Source organism: Pseudalkalibacillus sp. R45 (assembly GCF_052246725.1).
GTDB lineage: Bacteria > Bacillota > Bacilli > Bacillales > Fictibacillaceae > Pseudalkalibacillus.
Genome location: NZ_JBQQCL010000003.1, coordinates 78,433 through 93,499, shown reverse-complemented (window position 1 = coordinate 93,499; position 15,067 = coordinate 78,433). Strand labels below are relative to the sequence as shown.

The 15,067-nt window shown below is 40.7% G+C and carries 14 protein-coding genes and 1 other annotated feature; of the genes, 10 read left to right on the top strand and 4 right to left on the bottom strand.

Annotated features, from left to right (window positions below; all coding sequences use genetic code 11):
* The first annotated feature begins 173 nt into the window (after window positions 1–173).
* A complete protein-coding gene (locus tag ACTWQL_RS08115; RefSeq protein WP_443141945.1) occupies window positions 174–887 on the top strand; it encodes a DUF421 domain-containing protein in 714 nt (237 codons plus the stop codon).
* Between the two features lie 444 nt (window positions 888–1,331).
* On the opposite strand, the gene rarD is transcribed toward ACTWQL_RS08115, so the two are convergent.
* The 3 genes from rarD to ACTWQL_RS08100 form a co-directional block, all read right to left on the bottom strand.
* Window positions 1,332–2,273 carry an EamA family transporter RarD gene (gene rarD, locus ACTWQL_RS08110; RefSeq protein ID WP_443141944.1) on the bottom strand — a complete coding sequence of 314 codons (942 nt, stop codon included), beginning with the start codon at window positions 2,271–2,273 and terminating at the stop codon, window positions 1,332–1,334.
* A gap of 100 nt (window positions 2,274–2,373) precedes the next feature.
* Window positions 2,374–2,511: a hypothetical protein gene (locus tag ACTWQL_RS08105; RefSeq protein WP_443141943.1), complete on the bottom strand. Its 138-nt coding sequence runs from the start codon at window positions 2,509–2,511 to the stop codon at window positions 2,374–2,376.
* Between the two features lie 343 nt (window positions 2,512–2,854).
* Entirely contained in the window at window positions 2,855–3,559 is a 705-nt protein-coding gene (locus tag ACTWQL_RS08100) for a YwaF family protein (RefSeq protein ID WP_443141942.1), read from the bottom strand.
* A gap of 104 nt (window positions 3,560–3,663) precedes the next feature.
* On the opposite strand from ACTWQL_RS08100, the gene ACTWQL_RS08095 reads away from it, so the two are divergent.
* Entirely contained in the window at window positions 3,664–4,062 is a 399-nt protein-coding gene (locus ACTWQL_RS08095; protein WP_443141941.1) for a hypothetical protein, read from the top strand.
* A 233-nt stretch (window positions 4,063–4,295) separates the two neighbouring features.
* Here ACTWQL_RS08095 and ACTWQL_RS08090 read toward each other — a convergent pair whose 3' ends face one another.
* Window positions 4,296–5,813, bottom strand: coding sequence for a glycine betaine uptake BCCT transporter (locus ACTWQL_RS08090; RefSeq protein ID WP_443142173.1), 1,518 nt, complete (start codon window positions 5,811–5,813; stop codon window positions 4,296–4,298).
* A gap of 561 nt (window positions 5,814–6,374) precedes the next feature.
* Here ACTWQL_RS08090 and ACTWQL_RS08085 point away from each other — a divergent pair.
* The 8 genes from ACTWQL_RS08085 to ACTWQL_RS08050 all read left to right on the top strand — a co-directional run bounded on the left by ACTWQL_RS08085 (window position 6,375) and on the right by ACTWQL_RS08050 (window position 15,062).
* On the top strand, window positions 6,375–6,797 hold the full coding sequence (locus ACTWQL_RS08085) for a pyridoxamine 5'-phosphate oxidase family protein (protein WP_443141940.1): 423 nt from the start codon (window positions 6,375–6,377) through the stop codon (window positions 6,795–6,797).
* A 102-nt stretch (window positions 6,798–6,899) separates the two neighbouring features.
* Window positions 6,900–7,271, top strand: a complete 372-nt coding sequence (locus tag ACTWQL_RS08080) for a J-domain-containing protein (protein WP_443141939.1) — start codon at window positions 6,900–6,902, stop codon at window positions 7,269–7,271.
* 100 nt (window positions 7,272–7,371) lie between these two features.
* Window positions 7,372–7,620 carry a hypothetical protein gene (locus tag ACTWQL_RS08075; RefSeq protein WP_443141938.1) on the top strand — a complete coding sequence of 83 codons (249 nt, stop codon included), beginning with the start codon at window positions 7,372–7,374 and terminating at the stop codon, window positions 7,618–7,620.
* A 266-nt stretch (window positions 7,621–7,886) separates the two neighbouring features.
* Window positions 7,887–8,159 (top strand) — a binding site (T-box leader).
* 143 nt (window positions 8,160–8,302) lie between these two features.
* Window positions 8,303–9,961: a methionine--tRNA ligase gene (metG, locus tag ACTWQL_RS08070; RefSeq protein ID WP_443142172.1), complete on the top strand. Its 1,659-nt coding sequence runs from the start codon at window positions 8,303–8,305 to the stop codon at window positions 9,959–9,961.
* 59 nt (window positions 9,962–10,020) lie between these two features.
* A complete protein-coding gene (uxaC, locus tag ACTWQL_RS08065; protein ID WP_443141937.1) occupies window positions 10,021–11,433 on the top strand; it encodes a glucuronate isomerase in 1,413 nt (470 codons plus the stop codon).
* A gap of 111 nt (window positions 11,434–11,544) precedes the next feature.
* Window positions 11,545–12,057 carry a D-glycero-alpha-D-manno-heptose-1,7-bisphosphate 7-phosphatase gene (locus ACTWQL_RS08060; protein ID WP_443141936.1) on the top strand — a complete coding sequence of 171 codons (513 nt, stop codon included), beginning with the start codon at window positions 11,545–11,547 and terminating at the stop codon, window positions 12,055–12,057.
* A gap of 646 nt (window positions 12,058–12,703) precedes the next feature.
* Window positions 12,704–13,480, top strand: a complete 777-nt coding sequence (locus ACTWQL_RS08055; protein ID WP_443141935.1) for an alpha/beta fold hydrolase — start codon at window positions 12,704–12,706, stop codon at window positions 13,478–13,480.
* A complete protein-coding gene (locus ACTWQL_RS08050; RefSeq protein ID WP_443141934.1) occupies window positions 13,473–15,062 on the top strand; it encodes a UDP-N-acetylmuramoyl-tripeptide--D-alanyl-D-alanine ligase in 1,590 nt (529 codons plus the stop codon). The genes ACTWQL_RS08055 and ACTWQL_RS08050 overlap by 8 nt, the downstream gene beginning before the upstream one ends.
* Window positions 15,063–15,067: the final 5 nt, after the last annotated feature.

The window sequence follows — 15,067 nt, the reverse complement described above, 5'->3', positions numbered from 1 at the left end:
ATAAAGGAGGCTGGTTTTTTACATTTAAAGAAAGTATAAAATACGTTCTTCAATATAAGTGCAGCTAAAGCTCAGCCTGCGCCAAAGGCTTGACTTTGCCAAGTTTCCTTTACATGAAATCCCCATTTATGGAGAGGCTAGATAAGTGATGTCAGGTTTCAGGTGGGGTGTTGATGGATTTTTTCAGCGGTCAAGAAACGCTTACAGTGGTGCAATGGATATTAAGAGGGGTTGTTGGCTTCTTCTTTTTTGTCATTATAGCTAAATTGATGGGGGACCGCTCCATTTCCCAGGCTACCCTTCTTGATTTTGTCATTGTTTTGGTGATTGGAAATATCATTGCCCATCCATTATCCGATGAAGGGCTAGGGTTAAAAGGCTCGATGATTACGATGGGTGTATTAGTCATTCTATATTTAGCAGGTGTGTTTTTAAGTCTGCGTTCAAGAAAGATAAGGCGATTGTTCGTACCCAAACCACTTCCACTTATCGAAAATGGGAAAATTCACTATAAAAATATGAATAAAGCACGAATCTCCATTGATGTCCTTTTATCAGAGTTACGAAAGGAAAAGGCTGAAGATATAGGGAAAGTTGCCCTTGCACTATGGGAACCAGGCGGAAAGGTTTCCACGTTTTTAAGGAACCAATATCAACCGATCACGCCTTCTACTTTTGGTACGCCAATCAAGCCTTTTCATATTCCAAAAACGGTGATCCGAGAAAGGGAAATTGATTACGAGGAACTAAGGCAGCTGGGAAAAGATGAGGAATGGCTTCTACACAAACTTTCCAGTACATACAACAACATAAAACTAGAAGAGATATTATTAGCAACAGTAGACCAAAACGAAAAGATGAATGTTTTCCTTTACCATAAAAGCTAAATATAAAGCCGGCCCGTCAAAAAGTAACGGGTTTACGAGTGAGGTGCACAATAAAAAACATGGTCCAATTCACATGAAAAATCACATAATAACCATGAAAAGATTCACTGTCTAATTCGCATCAAAAAAGGCTTAGAGGATAATCTCCCCTAAGCCTTCTTTTTTTGTTAGTTATTCCACAAAAGCCCCTTTTTAGGAAGAATGACTAATTCGTAAAACGTAACGGACACAGAGGACCTTATTTGACCAAAATAATGGAGTTTACGAACTTAACGGACATAGGAGACCTTATTTGCTCCAAAATCATCAAAAACAATCTACTTTTTAACGAATAGCGTCTCTGGTGTCCGTTAGCATCTCGAAATCAGCGTTTTTGTCACAGATAACGGCTCTCCTGTCCGTTAATACTAAAAATCCTGCTTGGTATTGCTAAGTTTCTTAACTTTATCCGTGATACGATTTTGCTTTTGTTAGTCGTTGCTCGAACCGGGCGAGCAGCCTTGTGTTCGAGAGGGTGAAAATACTGAGGGCAATCCAAATGAACCCGAAAGCGATCAGATGGACTTGAGAAAATACCTCATTGTATAGGAAAATCCCTAGAAACAGCATAATTGTTGGTGCGATATATTGCAGAAAACCGATCATAGATAACGAGATCCGATTTGCGCCCGTAGCGAAAAGCAGCAACGGAACAGCCGTCGCAATCCCTGCTCCTACCAAAAGAAGTGTCGTCGTTAGGTCAGCGAATTGAAAAGCACTTGTTCCATTAACCTCCAGCATACTTACATACAGAAGAGCGACGGGTGTGATGAACAACGTTTCGATCGTCAACCCAGTCAAAGCACCGAGAGCGATAAGCTTTTTCAACAATCCGTACAACCCGAAACTTAACGCGAGCGAAATCGCAACCCATGGAACGCTTCCAAAATGAATCGTAAGAATTAATACACCGACTGCTGCTAACATGAACGAAATGATCTGCCAGAAGGAAAGCCGTTCTTTTAAAACAAGCACGCCCAATAGTACGCTTACGAGTGGGTTGATGTAATAGCCGAGACTCGCTTCCACGACATGATTGTTGTTCACTGCCCATATATATGTGTACCAGTTTAGCGTGATGAAGACAGCCGCGAAGATCAATCCTAATAACTTTTTGCGATTTGCGAAGAGTTCCTTCCATTCATTCGTGAACTTTTTCAGTCTCCTTAAAATGCCCAGGACGATCAGCATAAAGACGAATGACCAGATCATCCGATGAGCTAAAATCTCTTCTGATGGGACATGGTTGATGAGCTTCCAATACAGCGGCAAAAACCCCCATAATATGTACGCTCCGGCACCGGCAGCAACACCGGCAACTTGCTCTCTCTTTTGATTGTCGTTCATATCCAGGACCTCGATTCAAGGTTGTGATTATTTTTAGTAAGAACAGTTTAGTACCAATTCGAGAGAAAGACAATCGGAAAGTCTTGAATAATATATTTTTTTAAAGCTCTTTTCTAAAAGGTTGTTGCTTTTGAGTCATTTTAAAAAACTCACCTTGTGCAAGTTGATTGGAGAGCAAGGTGCGAGACTCCAGCGGGATCAGCGTGCCTACTACATGAATAATCTCCTCGCAAGGCATGCGACGAGGAAGCTCGCTTCGACAGGACTTTCTTGTAGACGCAGGAGCACAAATGCTTCCTTGAAAAGGAGACTCCTGAGGTCGCAAGGCGACGAGTGGGCTCACCTCACGCCCCGCGGAAAGCGAGCATCATGGAGCGGAAATCAACGACTTTTAAAGAAAACTTGGCGAGACCAAGCCTTTTGTAGGTCGAGCCTTAGTTGCCCTTATACTGAAGAAAGCATTTTATACTTTCTTTAAGTGCAAGAGCAACAAAGTTTGCGAAAACAGCCTTTTTTAAAGAACAATATTCGGCGGACTTTGACGAGAGCAAACAAAAATTCAAACCTTAAACGAGGCTTTCTCACTGCCTTTTTGCTAAAACAAATGGAAGATAGGTCAACGTGAAGGCGACGATCATTGCGATTTCAAGGTTGATGATGTACCAGAGACCTTCCCCAAACCAGCTCAGCGGTGTATTAGTTGCTGGTGGACCTTCCAGGAACATGTAGTTCGCTCCGATTATTTTGTTCAGATAAGATATTGGCAGTGCAAGCAGATTGATGAACAACGCCGCTTTTAAAATTGAGAAGAGCTTTGGCCGGTATTTCTCGACGATCACGTAAAAGAAAACGACTGCAAGCAGTGTGATGTGATGAATGAAAAACTGGAAAAACCGATAATGCGGATTTCCGTAGAGTAAATCTGGTGTCAAAACCGCTAAAAAGGGTGGAATCAAGGCAATGAAATAAACAATCTGAAAGCGTGCTTCACTCGGTTTCAACAATAAGTAGATGATGGCGAATGAACTGATTGAACATAGCTGAAGCGGGAGATGCCACCTTGGATCCCATATGCCGTGTGCCAGACTCCAGAATTGATAACTGCCCTCGGAAAGAATCAATATCGATAGAAATCCCCACCGAATTGCCTGTTTCGTAGACTTGTTCCCACGAAGCTCTTTCCGGAACATAAAGATAAGTAGAATTATAAAAATCATCACACCGATGAAAACAAGATGTGCAGTTGAAAACAGTTGGAAGTCTTGCAACTGATCAGGAGCGAACATGGCTGTCACCTCGCTTTATTAGTAGTATCGTAGATTTGCGTTTGTTATAATGTTTCCATATATTAGTAGTTGTGTAAACGATCTTTTGAGAGGGGTTATCGATTTTGTTAGAGTATACAGGCCTTGCCATCACGCTGGCAATCATCTTAATTCCGGTCCTCTTCATCCGTACCTTGAATAGAGTGATGAAGATTATCATCGTTGCCTATTATGGAATCGTCACTACGGTTTTCATTTACGGGCATGAATCAATCTATGAAAAATACCATACAACACCTGTACCAAAAGAATTTTGGGATAAAAATACAACATGGACGAATGATCTTTCATTATTCTACTTCGTTCCACTGATCCCGCTTATCTTGTACATATTTTATAAATGGTTTTTCCTGGTTGAAAAAATTTTGACGAAGTTCCTTGTCATTCTAGCTTTCATCGCGGTCGTCCATTTGTATTTGTTCTTGTTGTTCATGTTCAACTTCGCATATGGCTATCGACCTTAGCGGGGGGGAAATGTGGAAGGTTTTAAAATAGTGCGTATTCCTACACTTCAGACATCAGAACTCTCAGATTTGATAAAAAGAAGCCAGGAATTCTTATATAAAAAAATCTTCTAGACTTTTCAGTACAATATAGAAAAGTCTAGAAGATTTATAAGTTTTAATACTTTCTTCATTATAAGGGCAACTAAGCCTCAGCCTGCGCTAAGGCTTGGCTTTGCCAAGTTTTCTTTACACTAGCTTACTTTATTTTTTAAAAACTCAGCTTTTGAACGAGCTTGGTCTCTCAAATCTTGATTCAGCACTTTTACCAGACCGTACGTCATGACTAGAACGATAAATGTAAGCGGTAAGGCGCTAACAATAATTGCTGTTTGAAGTCCTGATAAACCTCCCGATAACATTAGAACACTTGTAGAAGCAACTAAGATGATTCCCCAAGTTACTTTTACTTTGTTAGCAGGATTCAACTTTCCGCCTGTCGTCATCATGCCAAGAACAAATGTAGCAGAGTCAGCAGATGTAACAAAGAATGTCGTTACCAATGCTAGTGTAAGTACCGAAAGCAGAGCGCCGAATGGCAAGTGTTGATAAACGAAGAATAATGCTGTTTCAAGTCCTTGTCCTGAAACATCCAAACCTTTAGTCAATTCTAAAAAGATACCTGTTCCGCCAAAGACAGTAAACCACAATGCACATACTAGAGAAGGAACAAGCAGTACAGCTATGGTGAACTCTCTGATTGTGCGGCCTTTGGATACTCTGGCAATAAACATACCTACGAATGGAGTCCAGGAAACCCACCATGCCCAGTAAAAAACTGTCCATCCTTGAGTCCATGCAGCTTCTTGCGAATCAAAGGGAGTCAATCTTAATCCCATTTGCATAAGGTTTTGTGCATAGCTGCCTAAGCTTGTCGTAAACAAATTCAGTAAGAACAATGTTGGTCCCAAAATGAGCATCGTGATAAACAATAGTACTGCTAGAGACATATTTATATTACTTAGATACTTTATACCTCGAGAAATCCCCGTGTTTGCTGATATGATAAAAAGTGTGGTGATTATTCCCATGATGATCATTTGTACTGTAAAGTTATTTGGGATGCCAATTAAATATTCCAAACCGGCATTAATTTGCTGTGACCCTAAACCTAATGAGGCAGCAACTCCAAATAAGGTTGCAAATACAGCAACGATATCGATGGTGTGGCCGATTGGACCTTTAACCTTATCACCAAGTACAGGGCGAAGTGTTGCACTCATTAATCCAGGTGAACCTTTTCTGAATTTCTGGTATGCAAGAGCTAATGCAACGATTGCATAAATCGCCCAAGCATGAAGTCCCCAGTGCAGCCATGTATATCGCATTCCTCTAACGGCAGATTCAGCCGTGCCTCCTTCACCCATCGGAGGAGCGGAAAAGTGGGAAATTGGCTCAGATACTCCATAAAACAAAAGACCGATCCCCATTCCGGCGGAGAAAAGCATTGCAAACCAAGTAGGGCGATTGAATTCCGGCTTAGAATCAGGTGCACCTAGCTTTATTTTTCCATATTTACTAAAAATCATAAACCCTGCAAAAATCAAAAAGAATGTTGCCACGAGCTGATAAAACCATCCGAATGATTTAAGTACAAATCCTTGTGCTACATTCATAGCTTCACCTAGCTGTGTAGGTATTAATACACCTATCAATACGAATATAGCAGCAATTCCAACAGAAACCTTAAAAACTATCTTATCATCTTTGATAATATACACTTCCTTATATCTTAGTTGTATTATTGACACCGCTGAATACACACACCTTTATATTAAAACACATTGATGTATTGGTATTAAAATCCCATTGCACTGTATGAACAAGTGTACATACTCATATTTATACCTAAGCAAATATCATCAGCAATATAGTAAGTAATACTCCGCATAAGTAAGTAATACTAGAGTTTCCTCATTTGAAAAATGAAGATCCGGTATTCAATGGCATAAAGTGACCGAAGAGGAGAAAGGAGAAATGCCCGTTTTAGATGAAATCTACAAGTTGACGCACTAATCAGTAGAATAATCCTACTGGGTTTTTGTTTGTAGTGGGGGCGGGTCTTTTTTACTGATTTCCGGGATTGAGTATCCTTTTTCTGGAATTATATCGTTTTATCTAGGATTACTGCTGCCGTCTAAAACAACCACTCAATCGGAAGGATTTTTGAACCAAAAATCCTTTCCAAATGGCTAAAACACTTCGAAGGCTTGTTTAATATCGCTCTTATAATGGAATATTAGTAAAAGTTGGATATAAAGGAGTGGGATGCTTTGGACGAAAAAGATCTTAAAGAGAAAGTGCTGAATATACTTGAGCATAGCAAATTCGGGACGCTTGCTACGGTTAAGAATAACAAACCGCATTCACGCTATATGACTTTTCACCATGATGGTTTGACGATGTATACACCAACAGACAAAGATACTCATAAGGCTGAAGAAATTGATGAGAATCCGAATGTCCATATTCTCCTCGGATACAATGGGGACGGACTTGGTGATGCATATGTCGAAGTGGAAGGAACGGCAGCTATCAAGAGTGATGGGGAATTGAAGGAAAAGCTATGGACGAAACATATGGACAAGTATTTCGAAGGTCCGGATGATCCGAATTACGTTGTTCTTGAAATAAAACCGAGCTTGTTCCGTTTGATGAATACAAAGGAGAAGTCTCCACAGGTACTTGAATTATAGACAAAAATGATGCTGACAACGTTCAGCATCTTTTCACTTTTTATGGGAAGATCAAAGTTAAAGTCTGGTAAACTGTAAGTATCAATCCAAAGAGGTGATGATATGGATTTTTCAGCGGGCATTGCGGAAGAAAAGATCAAAGTCGCTTTGCAGAAAGGTGAATTCGAGAACTTGCCTGGAAAGGGGAAACCTCTCCCGAAAGATGATCTTACCGGCGTACCGGATGAACTCCGTCTCAGCTATAAAATTTTGAAGAACGGTGGATTTGTTCCTCCTGAAGTCCAGTTGAAAAAGGAAATGGTCACGCTCGAAGAATTGATTGCCGTTTGCCGTGATGACAAGGAAAGGTCGGGTTTGACACAACGCTTGAATGAAAAAATCATCCGCTTCAACAATTTGATGGAAAAACGCAAGATGAGCCAGTCATCAGCTTTCCACTCTTATCAACACAAAATCTATCGTAAAATGTATTGATAAAAAGAAAACCAACATTTTTCCTATAAGATAAAGGATTTTCGACATTACTAGGGAATAGTACCATTAGTTTGTAAATCTATTGTTGGGTGGTGGCGAGATGAGGCTTGTCAAACACTTAAATGATTTCCAACACATCAAACGGCAAGGTACGGGGTATTTTATTGTATTGGATACGACATCAACTAAAGTACACTCGGTCCAATGCAACTGGATCAAAGAGGAGAGCTTCGTGCAGAAGGTCATCACGAACAGCGGAGCAAATGGCAGCTATTACTGGGTCCAATATTGGAATGCCCAAGAACCGACATTCAAAGAGAAGCCATGTCGAAAATGCATGCTTGAATAATCAAGCCTCCAGACCGGGGGCTTTTTGTTTTGCTCTAAAACGATTCTGAGGGCTTCTGAGTACATGAAAACGCAAAAAACAGAATTTGATGTACCCAGCGAAGCCTTCTGAGTACATGTAAACCCGAAAAAAGAAATTTGATGTATTCGGCGAGGACTTCTGAATACATGAAAACACGAAAAAAGAAATTTGATGTACCCAGCAAGTTCATGAGAACGGACTTTACAACCGTTCCATATTCTGTAATAATAACGAAAACGATAGGGTTACAGGTTTTGATGAGGAAAGTAGATTCGCCCGTTTTTCCATAGAGAGCTTCGGTATGCTGAAAAGAAGCGTAAAACGACGGATTGAAAATGGCCTCTGAACTTCACTTTGAACGTGCATGGTGCACTAGTAAGGTGTGACGGGAGTTGGCATCCGTTAAACATGTCAGAGTATAAGAGTGTGTATTCAATCACTCCGTACTTCATGAGGCTGGTCGTGTGAACGGTCAGTAAAACAAGGTGGTACCACGAGAATCAATCCTCGTCCTTAGACAATTGTCTTCGGGCGGGGATTTTTTATTTCATTAAAGAAAGTATAAATACTTTCTTCAATATAAGGGCAACTAAGGCTCAGCCAGCGCTAAGGCTTGGCTGAGCCAAGTTTTCTTTATAAGATTTTATTAGTTTTTTTCACACTGAGATTTAATAAAAAGGAGGAAATGAGCATGAACATTTATATTGGGGGAGCTTGGCCATATGCGAATGGATCACTGCATCTCGGTCATATTGCGAGTCTGTTGCCGGGGGATATAGTGGCTCGTTATTACAGGTTGAAAGGAGAGAACGTGCTTTACGTTTCAGGGAGTGATTGCAATGGTACACCGATAGCCATCCGTGCCAGACAGGAAGGGGTTTCACCAAAAGAGATCACAGACCGCTACCATAAGGAATTCGAAAAGTCATTCCATGAGCTCGGTTTTTCATATGATTTATACAACCGCACTGATGACCCTTTTCACCATAAGGAGGTTCAGCATATCTTCAAGTCACTACTGGAAAATGGATACCTCTATAAAAAGAGAGTGGAACAGAGTTATTGTGAAACAGACCGCCAGTTTTTACCTGATCGCTATGTAGAGGGTTACTGTCCGGTGTGCGGCGAGTCTGCGAGAGGTGATCAGTGTGATCATTGCTCGACGATCTTGGATCCAACTGATTTGGTGGAGCCGTCGTGTAAGTTATGTGGCACCAAACCGATTGTAAAAGAAACGGAGCATTTCTATTTCTCATTGAAAAACTTCCAACAAGAGCTAGAAGAACTTGTACAAAAAGCTGAAAGAGAAAAAGGATGGCGAACAAATGCCATCCAGCTTACGAAACGCTATTTGTCTGAGGGTCTGATCGACCGTGCGGCTACAAGGGATATTGAGCTTGGTGTGGATGTTCCGCTTGAAGGTTTTAAAGATAAAAAGATTTATGTATGGATCGAGGCTGTAAGCGGATATTTGACGGCGAGCAAAAAGTGGGCGGAGCTTCAGGGGAAAGACTGGAAACCATTTTGGGAAGAAGCACCAACAACAGCCTATTATGTACATGGAAAAGATAACATACCGTTCCATTCGATCATTTGGCCGGCGATTCTGTCAGGGCTCGGGGAATTGAAACTACCAGACCATATCATCTCAAGTGAGTACCTGACGATCGAAAAGAAGAAGCTGTCGACAAGCCGTAACTGGGCGGTGTGGGTGCCAGACCTTTTGAAAGAGTATCACCCAGATTCGATCCGTTATTTTCTTACGATCAATGGTCCTGAGCAAAGAGATGCTGACTTTTCATGGCGCGAATTCATCTACAGTCATAACAGTGAACTACTCGGTGCATATGGGAACTTCGTCAACAGGACACTGAAATTCATTGAAAAATCATTTGATGGAATCGTCCCTGAAGCAGTTCCGGAATCAGCCATCCTTGAAAAAGTGAAACAGACCTACGAAGCAGTCGGAACTCATATTGAAAAAGGAGAATTCAAACGGGGAATGGAAACGATATTCGAGCTCATCCGGACCAGCAACAAGTATTTCGACGAACAGCAGCCCTGGAAACAAGTGAGCGAAAATCCTGCAAGATGTGCAGTAACGTTGAATACGTGCACCCAGATCATCGTAAATCTATCCAATCTCTTATCACCATTCCTGCCTTTTTCATCTAGAAAGATTCAAGAATTATTAGCTCTTGAAGCACCTTCCTGGAAATATGTCGAACTCCAATCGCTCCGACTAAAAAGGATTGACCCACTATTTCAACGAATAGATATAGAAAGAATTGACGAGGAAAGGCGAAAATTAGGAAGCTAGGCAAACTGGAATCCACACGAATATCGGGTTCATCTTTAATAGAAGGGAGAGCATATAGAATGAAGACGTTTATATCAGAGGATTTCCTTTTAACCAACGATCATGCTGTGGAACTTTATCATGACTATGCCAAAAACTTGCCGATTATTGATTATCACAACCACCTCCCAATTGAAGAAATAAATCAGAATAAGTCGTTTAATAACCTGACAGAAATATGGTTAGCGGATGACCATTATAAGTGGCGGTTGTTGAGGGCTGATGGTGTCGATGAGAGGTTTATCATGGGGGATTCTACTGATAAAGAGAAATACATGGCATGGGTGAAAACGATCCAAAATTCAATCGGCAACCCTCTCTACACTTGGACACACATGGAATTACTCCAATATTTTAATGTTGATGAGTTGTTAAATGAGGATAATGCTGAATCTGTATGGAATAAAGCGAATGAGATGCTTCAGAATGAAAACATGTCAGTTAGGAACCTATTATTGCAAAGTAAGGTGGAGTATATCGCGACAACAGATGACCCTACAGATGATCTTTCACATCATAACGATTTGCAAAATGAGGATTTCGCTGTAAAGGTCGCCCCCACTTTCCGGCCTGACCAAGCATTAAATGTCGATAACGAAGGTTTTGTCACGTGGTTAACTAAATTAGAGAAGTGCGTTGGAAAAGAAATAGAAGATTACTCGTCATTTTTAAGTGCCTTGTCAGATCGCGTAGATCACTTTCACGAACATGGCTGTAAAGCCTCTGATCATGGGATCAACGTGATGTACTATGAGCGTGCGTCCGACAAGGAGTTAGAACTGATCTTTAAGAAACGGCTGAACAGACAACCTCTAACAGATAAGGAGATACGACAGTTCAAGACTCAGACCCTCTACTATCTAGGTACTCTTTATCATAAGAAAAATTGGGCGATGCAGTTACATCTTGGACCACTTCGCAACAATAATTCCAAGATGTTCGATTTGTTAGGTAGAGACAGTGGATTTGATTCAATGAACGATCAATTGTTAGCAGAGCCTCTCTCAAAGTTCTTAGATAGTCTTGAAGTGAATGGATCTCTCCCAAAGACAATATTATATTGTTTGAATCCTAAGGATAATTACATCCTAGCTACGATGTCCGGGAATTTTCAAGATGGTAGCATCCCTGGAAAAATTCAATTTGGACCGGCGTGGTGGTTCAATGACCATATACATGGTATAGAAGAACAAATGAAAATCTTATCGAATGTAGGTTTACTCAAGCATTTCATAGGAATGCTGACAGATTCTCGTTCTTTCCTCTCATTCTCCCGGCATGAATATTTCAGAAGGATCCTTTGCAATATGCTTGGTGAGTGGATGCATAAAGGTTGGATTCCCGATGATAAAGAGTTACTAGGGAGCTATGTAATGGATATTTCCTATCATAACGCGAAACGTTATTTTGAGATTCAAAAGGAAGTAGAATGATCACAACCAATATATTGAAAAGAAGTCCTATCTATCCTGGGTCAGGGAAGTGGAGAGACTTTAATTAGACGATGCGAATATTAGTGAGTAGTGGACAGGAGAAGGAGAACTATGAAAGTTGCGTTCTTTGATCGTGATGGTACGATTATCCGCGACTACCCGGACCATGAGTGGAGTAAAATCCATACTCCAGAATTCATTGACGGTTCAATCGAGACCCTGAGGGCGGTTAACGAGCGGGGGTATGAAATCATCATCATCACGAACCAGTACTTGATTAATGAGGGAATCATTACAAAAAAGCAATACGAAAACATCATTACCCAAATGCTTAAAGTATTAAAAGATTCTGGAGTATTTGTACTTGATATCTTTTTCTGTCCACATAGCAGAAGTGATGGCTGTTCTTGTATAAAACCAAACCAGGGTATGATTGATCAAGCAACAACAAGGTATCCTTCAATTGATTTGAAAAAATCCTTCATCATAGGAGATTCAGAATGTGATATGGAATTAGCATGTACTGTTGGTATGAAAGGATATTGGATTACAGAAGAAAAGAAAGGGATATACAAAGGAGTCACCCAAGTCAAAAAGATACAAGAGATACTTTTGCATATGTGAGCTTAAAAAGATATCATTCGTATTCCTTTTAAGCGAAATTTGCGGGAAAAGCGAGCCAGGCAAGACCACAGTGAGGAGGCTTGCAGATCGCCTATGGAGGAAGTGAATTTTGCAGTAAATTAAGCAATACAAAAGGCCGTTATCATGATCGTAGTTCCGGTCAGATAATCGGCCTTTGTGCTTCTGTTGATTCAGTTTTTCTTTTTTCGTTTTCGTTTTGCGGCTTCTCAAGTCCATCAGGGCAAAATCGCTGCGGTTCCATCCTGGATTGCGTCTGCCTTCGCGCTCCATTTTCCTGCGCTTTTTCCAAGCATTGCTTTTACTCATTGAAACTCACTCCTTTATTCAGATCCCCTTTATTATATCAAATTATTAAAAAATGTTTCCATTGACCTTCACTTGAGGTGAAACATACCTAAATGAAACTCCCGTATCGAACAGTATAGAATGAATTGGGATTGTTAAAATTTCAGATTACAAGAAATTGGTTTTGATTCTCATCTTTTAGGATATTGAAATATATTGTAATCAGGCGAAAAATCGCTGATTGGAATGTCATCGAAAGCACAAGGTGTGATAATATAAATAAGATGACGTAAATAAAATTAATTGATATATAAATTAGTTATAAGGAGCGTTTTCATCAATGAAAATAGATATCGGGGGCGTAAGTGTCAATTACCGTGTGTCAGGTGAAGGGCGGAACATCCTTTTACTGCATGGTTGGGGAACGAGTCTGAAGAGTTTTGAGCCTGTCCATAATTTTTTGGAAAAGAATTTCAAAGTTTATTCCATTGATTTTCCGGGTTTTGGGGAGAGTCAAGAGCCGCCAGAGGCATGGGATGTAGAAGCATACACCGACATGCTTACACAATTCATAAACGATTTGAACATAGAAGATCCAATTCTTGTCGGACATTCTTTTGGTGGAAGAGTGTCCATTCGTTATGCTGCGCACAATAAAGTCCATAAAATCATTTTAGTAGATAGTGCCGGTGTAAAACCGAAGCGTAAATTCAGCTATTATTACAAAGTCTATACGTATAAGTTCTTCAAAAATCTTCTGAACCTGCCTGTTCTTCGAAACTATAAAGAAGAAATCTTGACCAAGGTGAAGGGGAAACTGGGATCGGCTGATTATAAAAATGCATCAGGCGTCATGCAGCAGACGATGGTAAAAGTCGTCAACGAAGACCTGCAGCGGTTCATGCCTGAAATCAAGGCACCGACGCTCCTAGTCTGGGGAGAAAACGATACTGCTACCCCGGTTGAAGATGCGAAGATCATGGAGAAAACGATCCCTGATGCTGGTTTGGTCGTCCTTAAAGGTGTAGGACACTATTCATACTTGGAAAAACTGAACGAATTTCTTGTAATTATCGATAACTACCTTGAAAAGGATAAGGAGTGGAAAGATGCTTAGTTTCTTGTTTTTAATCGGGGTTGTCTTCTGGGGCCTTTATACATGGTCCAGACTCCGCAAGGCAATCCATATGCTGCAGCAAAATGGATATCGCAATGAGCGATTCCAGAAATGGATTAAAGAAAACCGGAAGAAAGTGTTCCGGAAGCGAGACTTCATTCCGTTGTTGACGGTTCTGATTGCATTTATCGATTTTCTGGATAATGTAGCAATCCTCTTATTTATCGGCCTTTATTTAATTTTATATTTGGTAAGAGAGACTGGAAAAGAAAAGAAGAAGCTTGTCGTGACAGCACGTGTCAAGCGTTTGATGGCAACTGTGTGCATATTGACCGTCTTAGTTGCAGGACTAAGCTTCTATTTCGAATTGATTTATCAAGTAGCATTGGTACCATTATTGCTTACGTATGTAGCCTTAAACATCCTGAGCTATTACGTCGTAATGGCGGGTAATACGATCAACTTACCGATTGAAAAAAGTATTGCCCAAGGGTATGCGAACGATGCTAAGCGTATCATCAAGCAATCTCAAGATCTTGAAGTAATCGGGATTACAGGAAGCTATGGAAAAACGAGTGTGAAGCATATCCTGAATACACTTCTTTCATCGCATTCCAACGTATTGATGACACCGGAAAGCTACAATACGCCGATGGGTGTCACAATCACAATCCGTACGATGCTTAGACCTTTCCATAAATATTTCATTGCGGAAATGGGAGCGAAGCAGGAGTATGATATCAAGGACGTTTGTGACATTGCTCAACAAAAATACGGAATCATCACTGCAATCGGTGAACAGCACTTAGAAACATTCGGATCCCTTGATACAATCAAAAAGACGAAGTTCGAGCTTGTCGATAGTCTGCCTGATGATGGGATTGCATTTTTAAATAAGGATGACGAGAACTCCATGTGGAGGGCACCGAAAAGCAAGGCACGTGTCGTTTACTATGGAATTCATGCTGATGACCTGGATTATCGAGCAGAAAACATCACGTTTACTTCCAAAGGAACATCCTTCACTGTAGTGAAGAAGGACGGCACAACGATCAATATCCAAGCGAAGCTGCTTGGTCAGCATAACGTCTATAATATCCTATCTGCAGTCGCAGCTGCATCCGAACTTGGTGTGCCTGCGAAGAAGATTGAAGTAGCATCGAAAAAGATTGCACCGGTGCCGCACCGTATGGAGATCAAAAAGCACTCATCCAATATTACGATCATTGATGATGCCTTCAACTCGAACCCAGTCGGCTCGAAAATGGCCCTCGATGTATTGGGGCAGATGGATGGATATAAAGTGTTGATTACACCAGGAATGATCGAGCTTGGTCCAGAAGAGTATAACTTGAACAAGAAACTCGGTCAGCATGCAGCGAAAGTGTGTGATTATGTGATCCTGGTCGGTAAGAAACAAACGATTCCGTTGCAAGACGGGTTGAATGAGGAACAATACCCAGAAGAGCAAACGTATATTGCACGTAATCTGGATGAAGCGATCATGAAAATGAACGAGATCACAAAAGAGAAAACGGTAGTTCTGATTGAAAACGACCTTCCAGATACATTTAACGAATAGGGGTT

Bases quoted from the DNA above. Each gene is read 5' to 3' on its own strand.
- uxaC (WP_443141937.1), top strand. From the start codon at position 10,021: ATGAAGACGTTTATATCAGAGGATTTCCTTTTAACCAACGATCATGCT.
- ACTWQL_RS08060 (WP_443141936.1), top strand. From the start codon at position 11,545: ATGAAAGTTGCGTTCTTTGATCGTGATGGTACGATTATCCGCGACTAC.
- ACTWQL_RS08100 (WP_443141942.1), bottom strand. From the start codon at position 3,559: ATGTTCGCTCCTGATCAGTTGCAAGACTTCCAACTGTTTTCAACTGCA.
- ACTWQL_RS08080 (WP_443141939.1), top strand. From the start codon at position 6,900: ATGGATTTTTCAGCGGGCATTGCGGAAGAAAAGATCAAAGTCGCTTTG.
- ACTWQL_RS08075 (WP_443141938.1), top strand. From the start codon at position 7,372: ATGAGGCTTGTCAAACACTTAAATGATTTCCAACACATCAAACGGCAA.
- ACTWQL_RS08105 (WP_443141943.1), bottom strand. From the start codon at position 2,511: ATGCCTTGCGAGGAGATTATTCATGTAGTAGGCACGCTGATCCCGCTG.
- ACTWQL_RS08115 (WP_443141945.1), top strand. From the start codon at position 174: ATGGATTTTTTCAGCGGTCAAGAAACGCTTACAGTGGTGCAATGGATA.
- ACTWQL_RS08055 (WP_443141935.1), top strand. From the start codon at position 12,704: ATGAAAATAGATATCGGGGGCGTAAGTGTCAATTACCGTGTGTCAGGT.
- rarD (WP_443141944.1), bottom strand. From the start codon at position 2,273: ATGAACGACAATCAAAAGAGAGAGCAAGTTGCCGGTGTTGCTGCCGGT.
- ACTWQL_RS08050 (WP_443141934.1), top strand. From the start codon at position 13,473: ATGCTTAGTTTCTTGTTTTTAATCGGGGTTGTCTTCTGGGGCCTTTAT.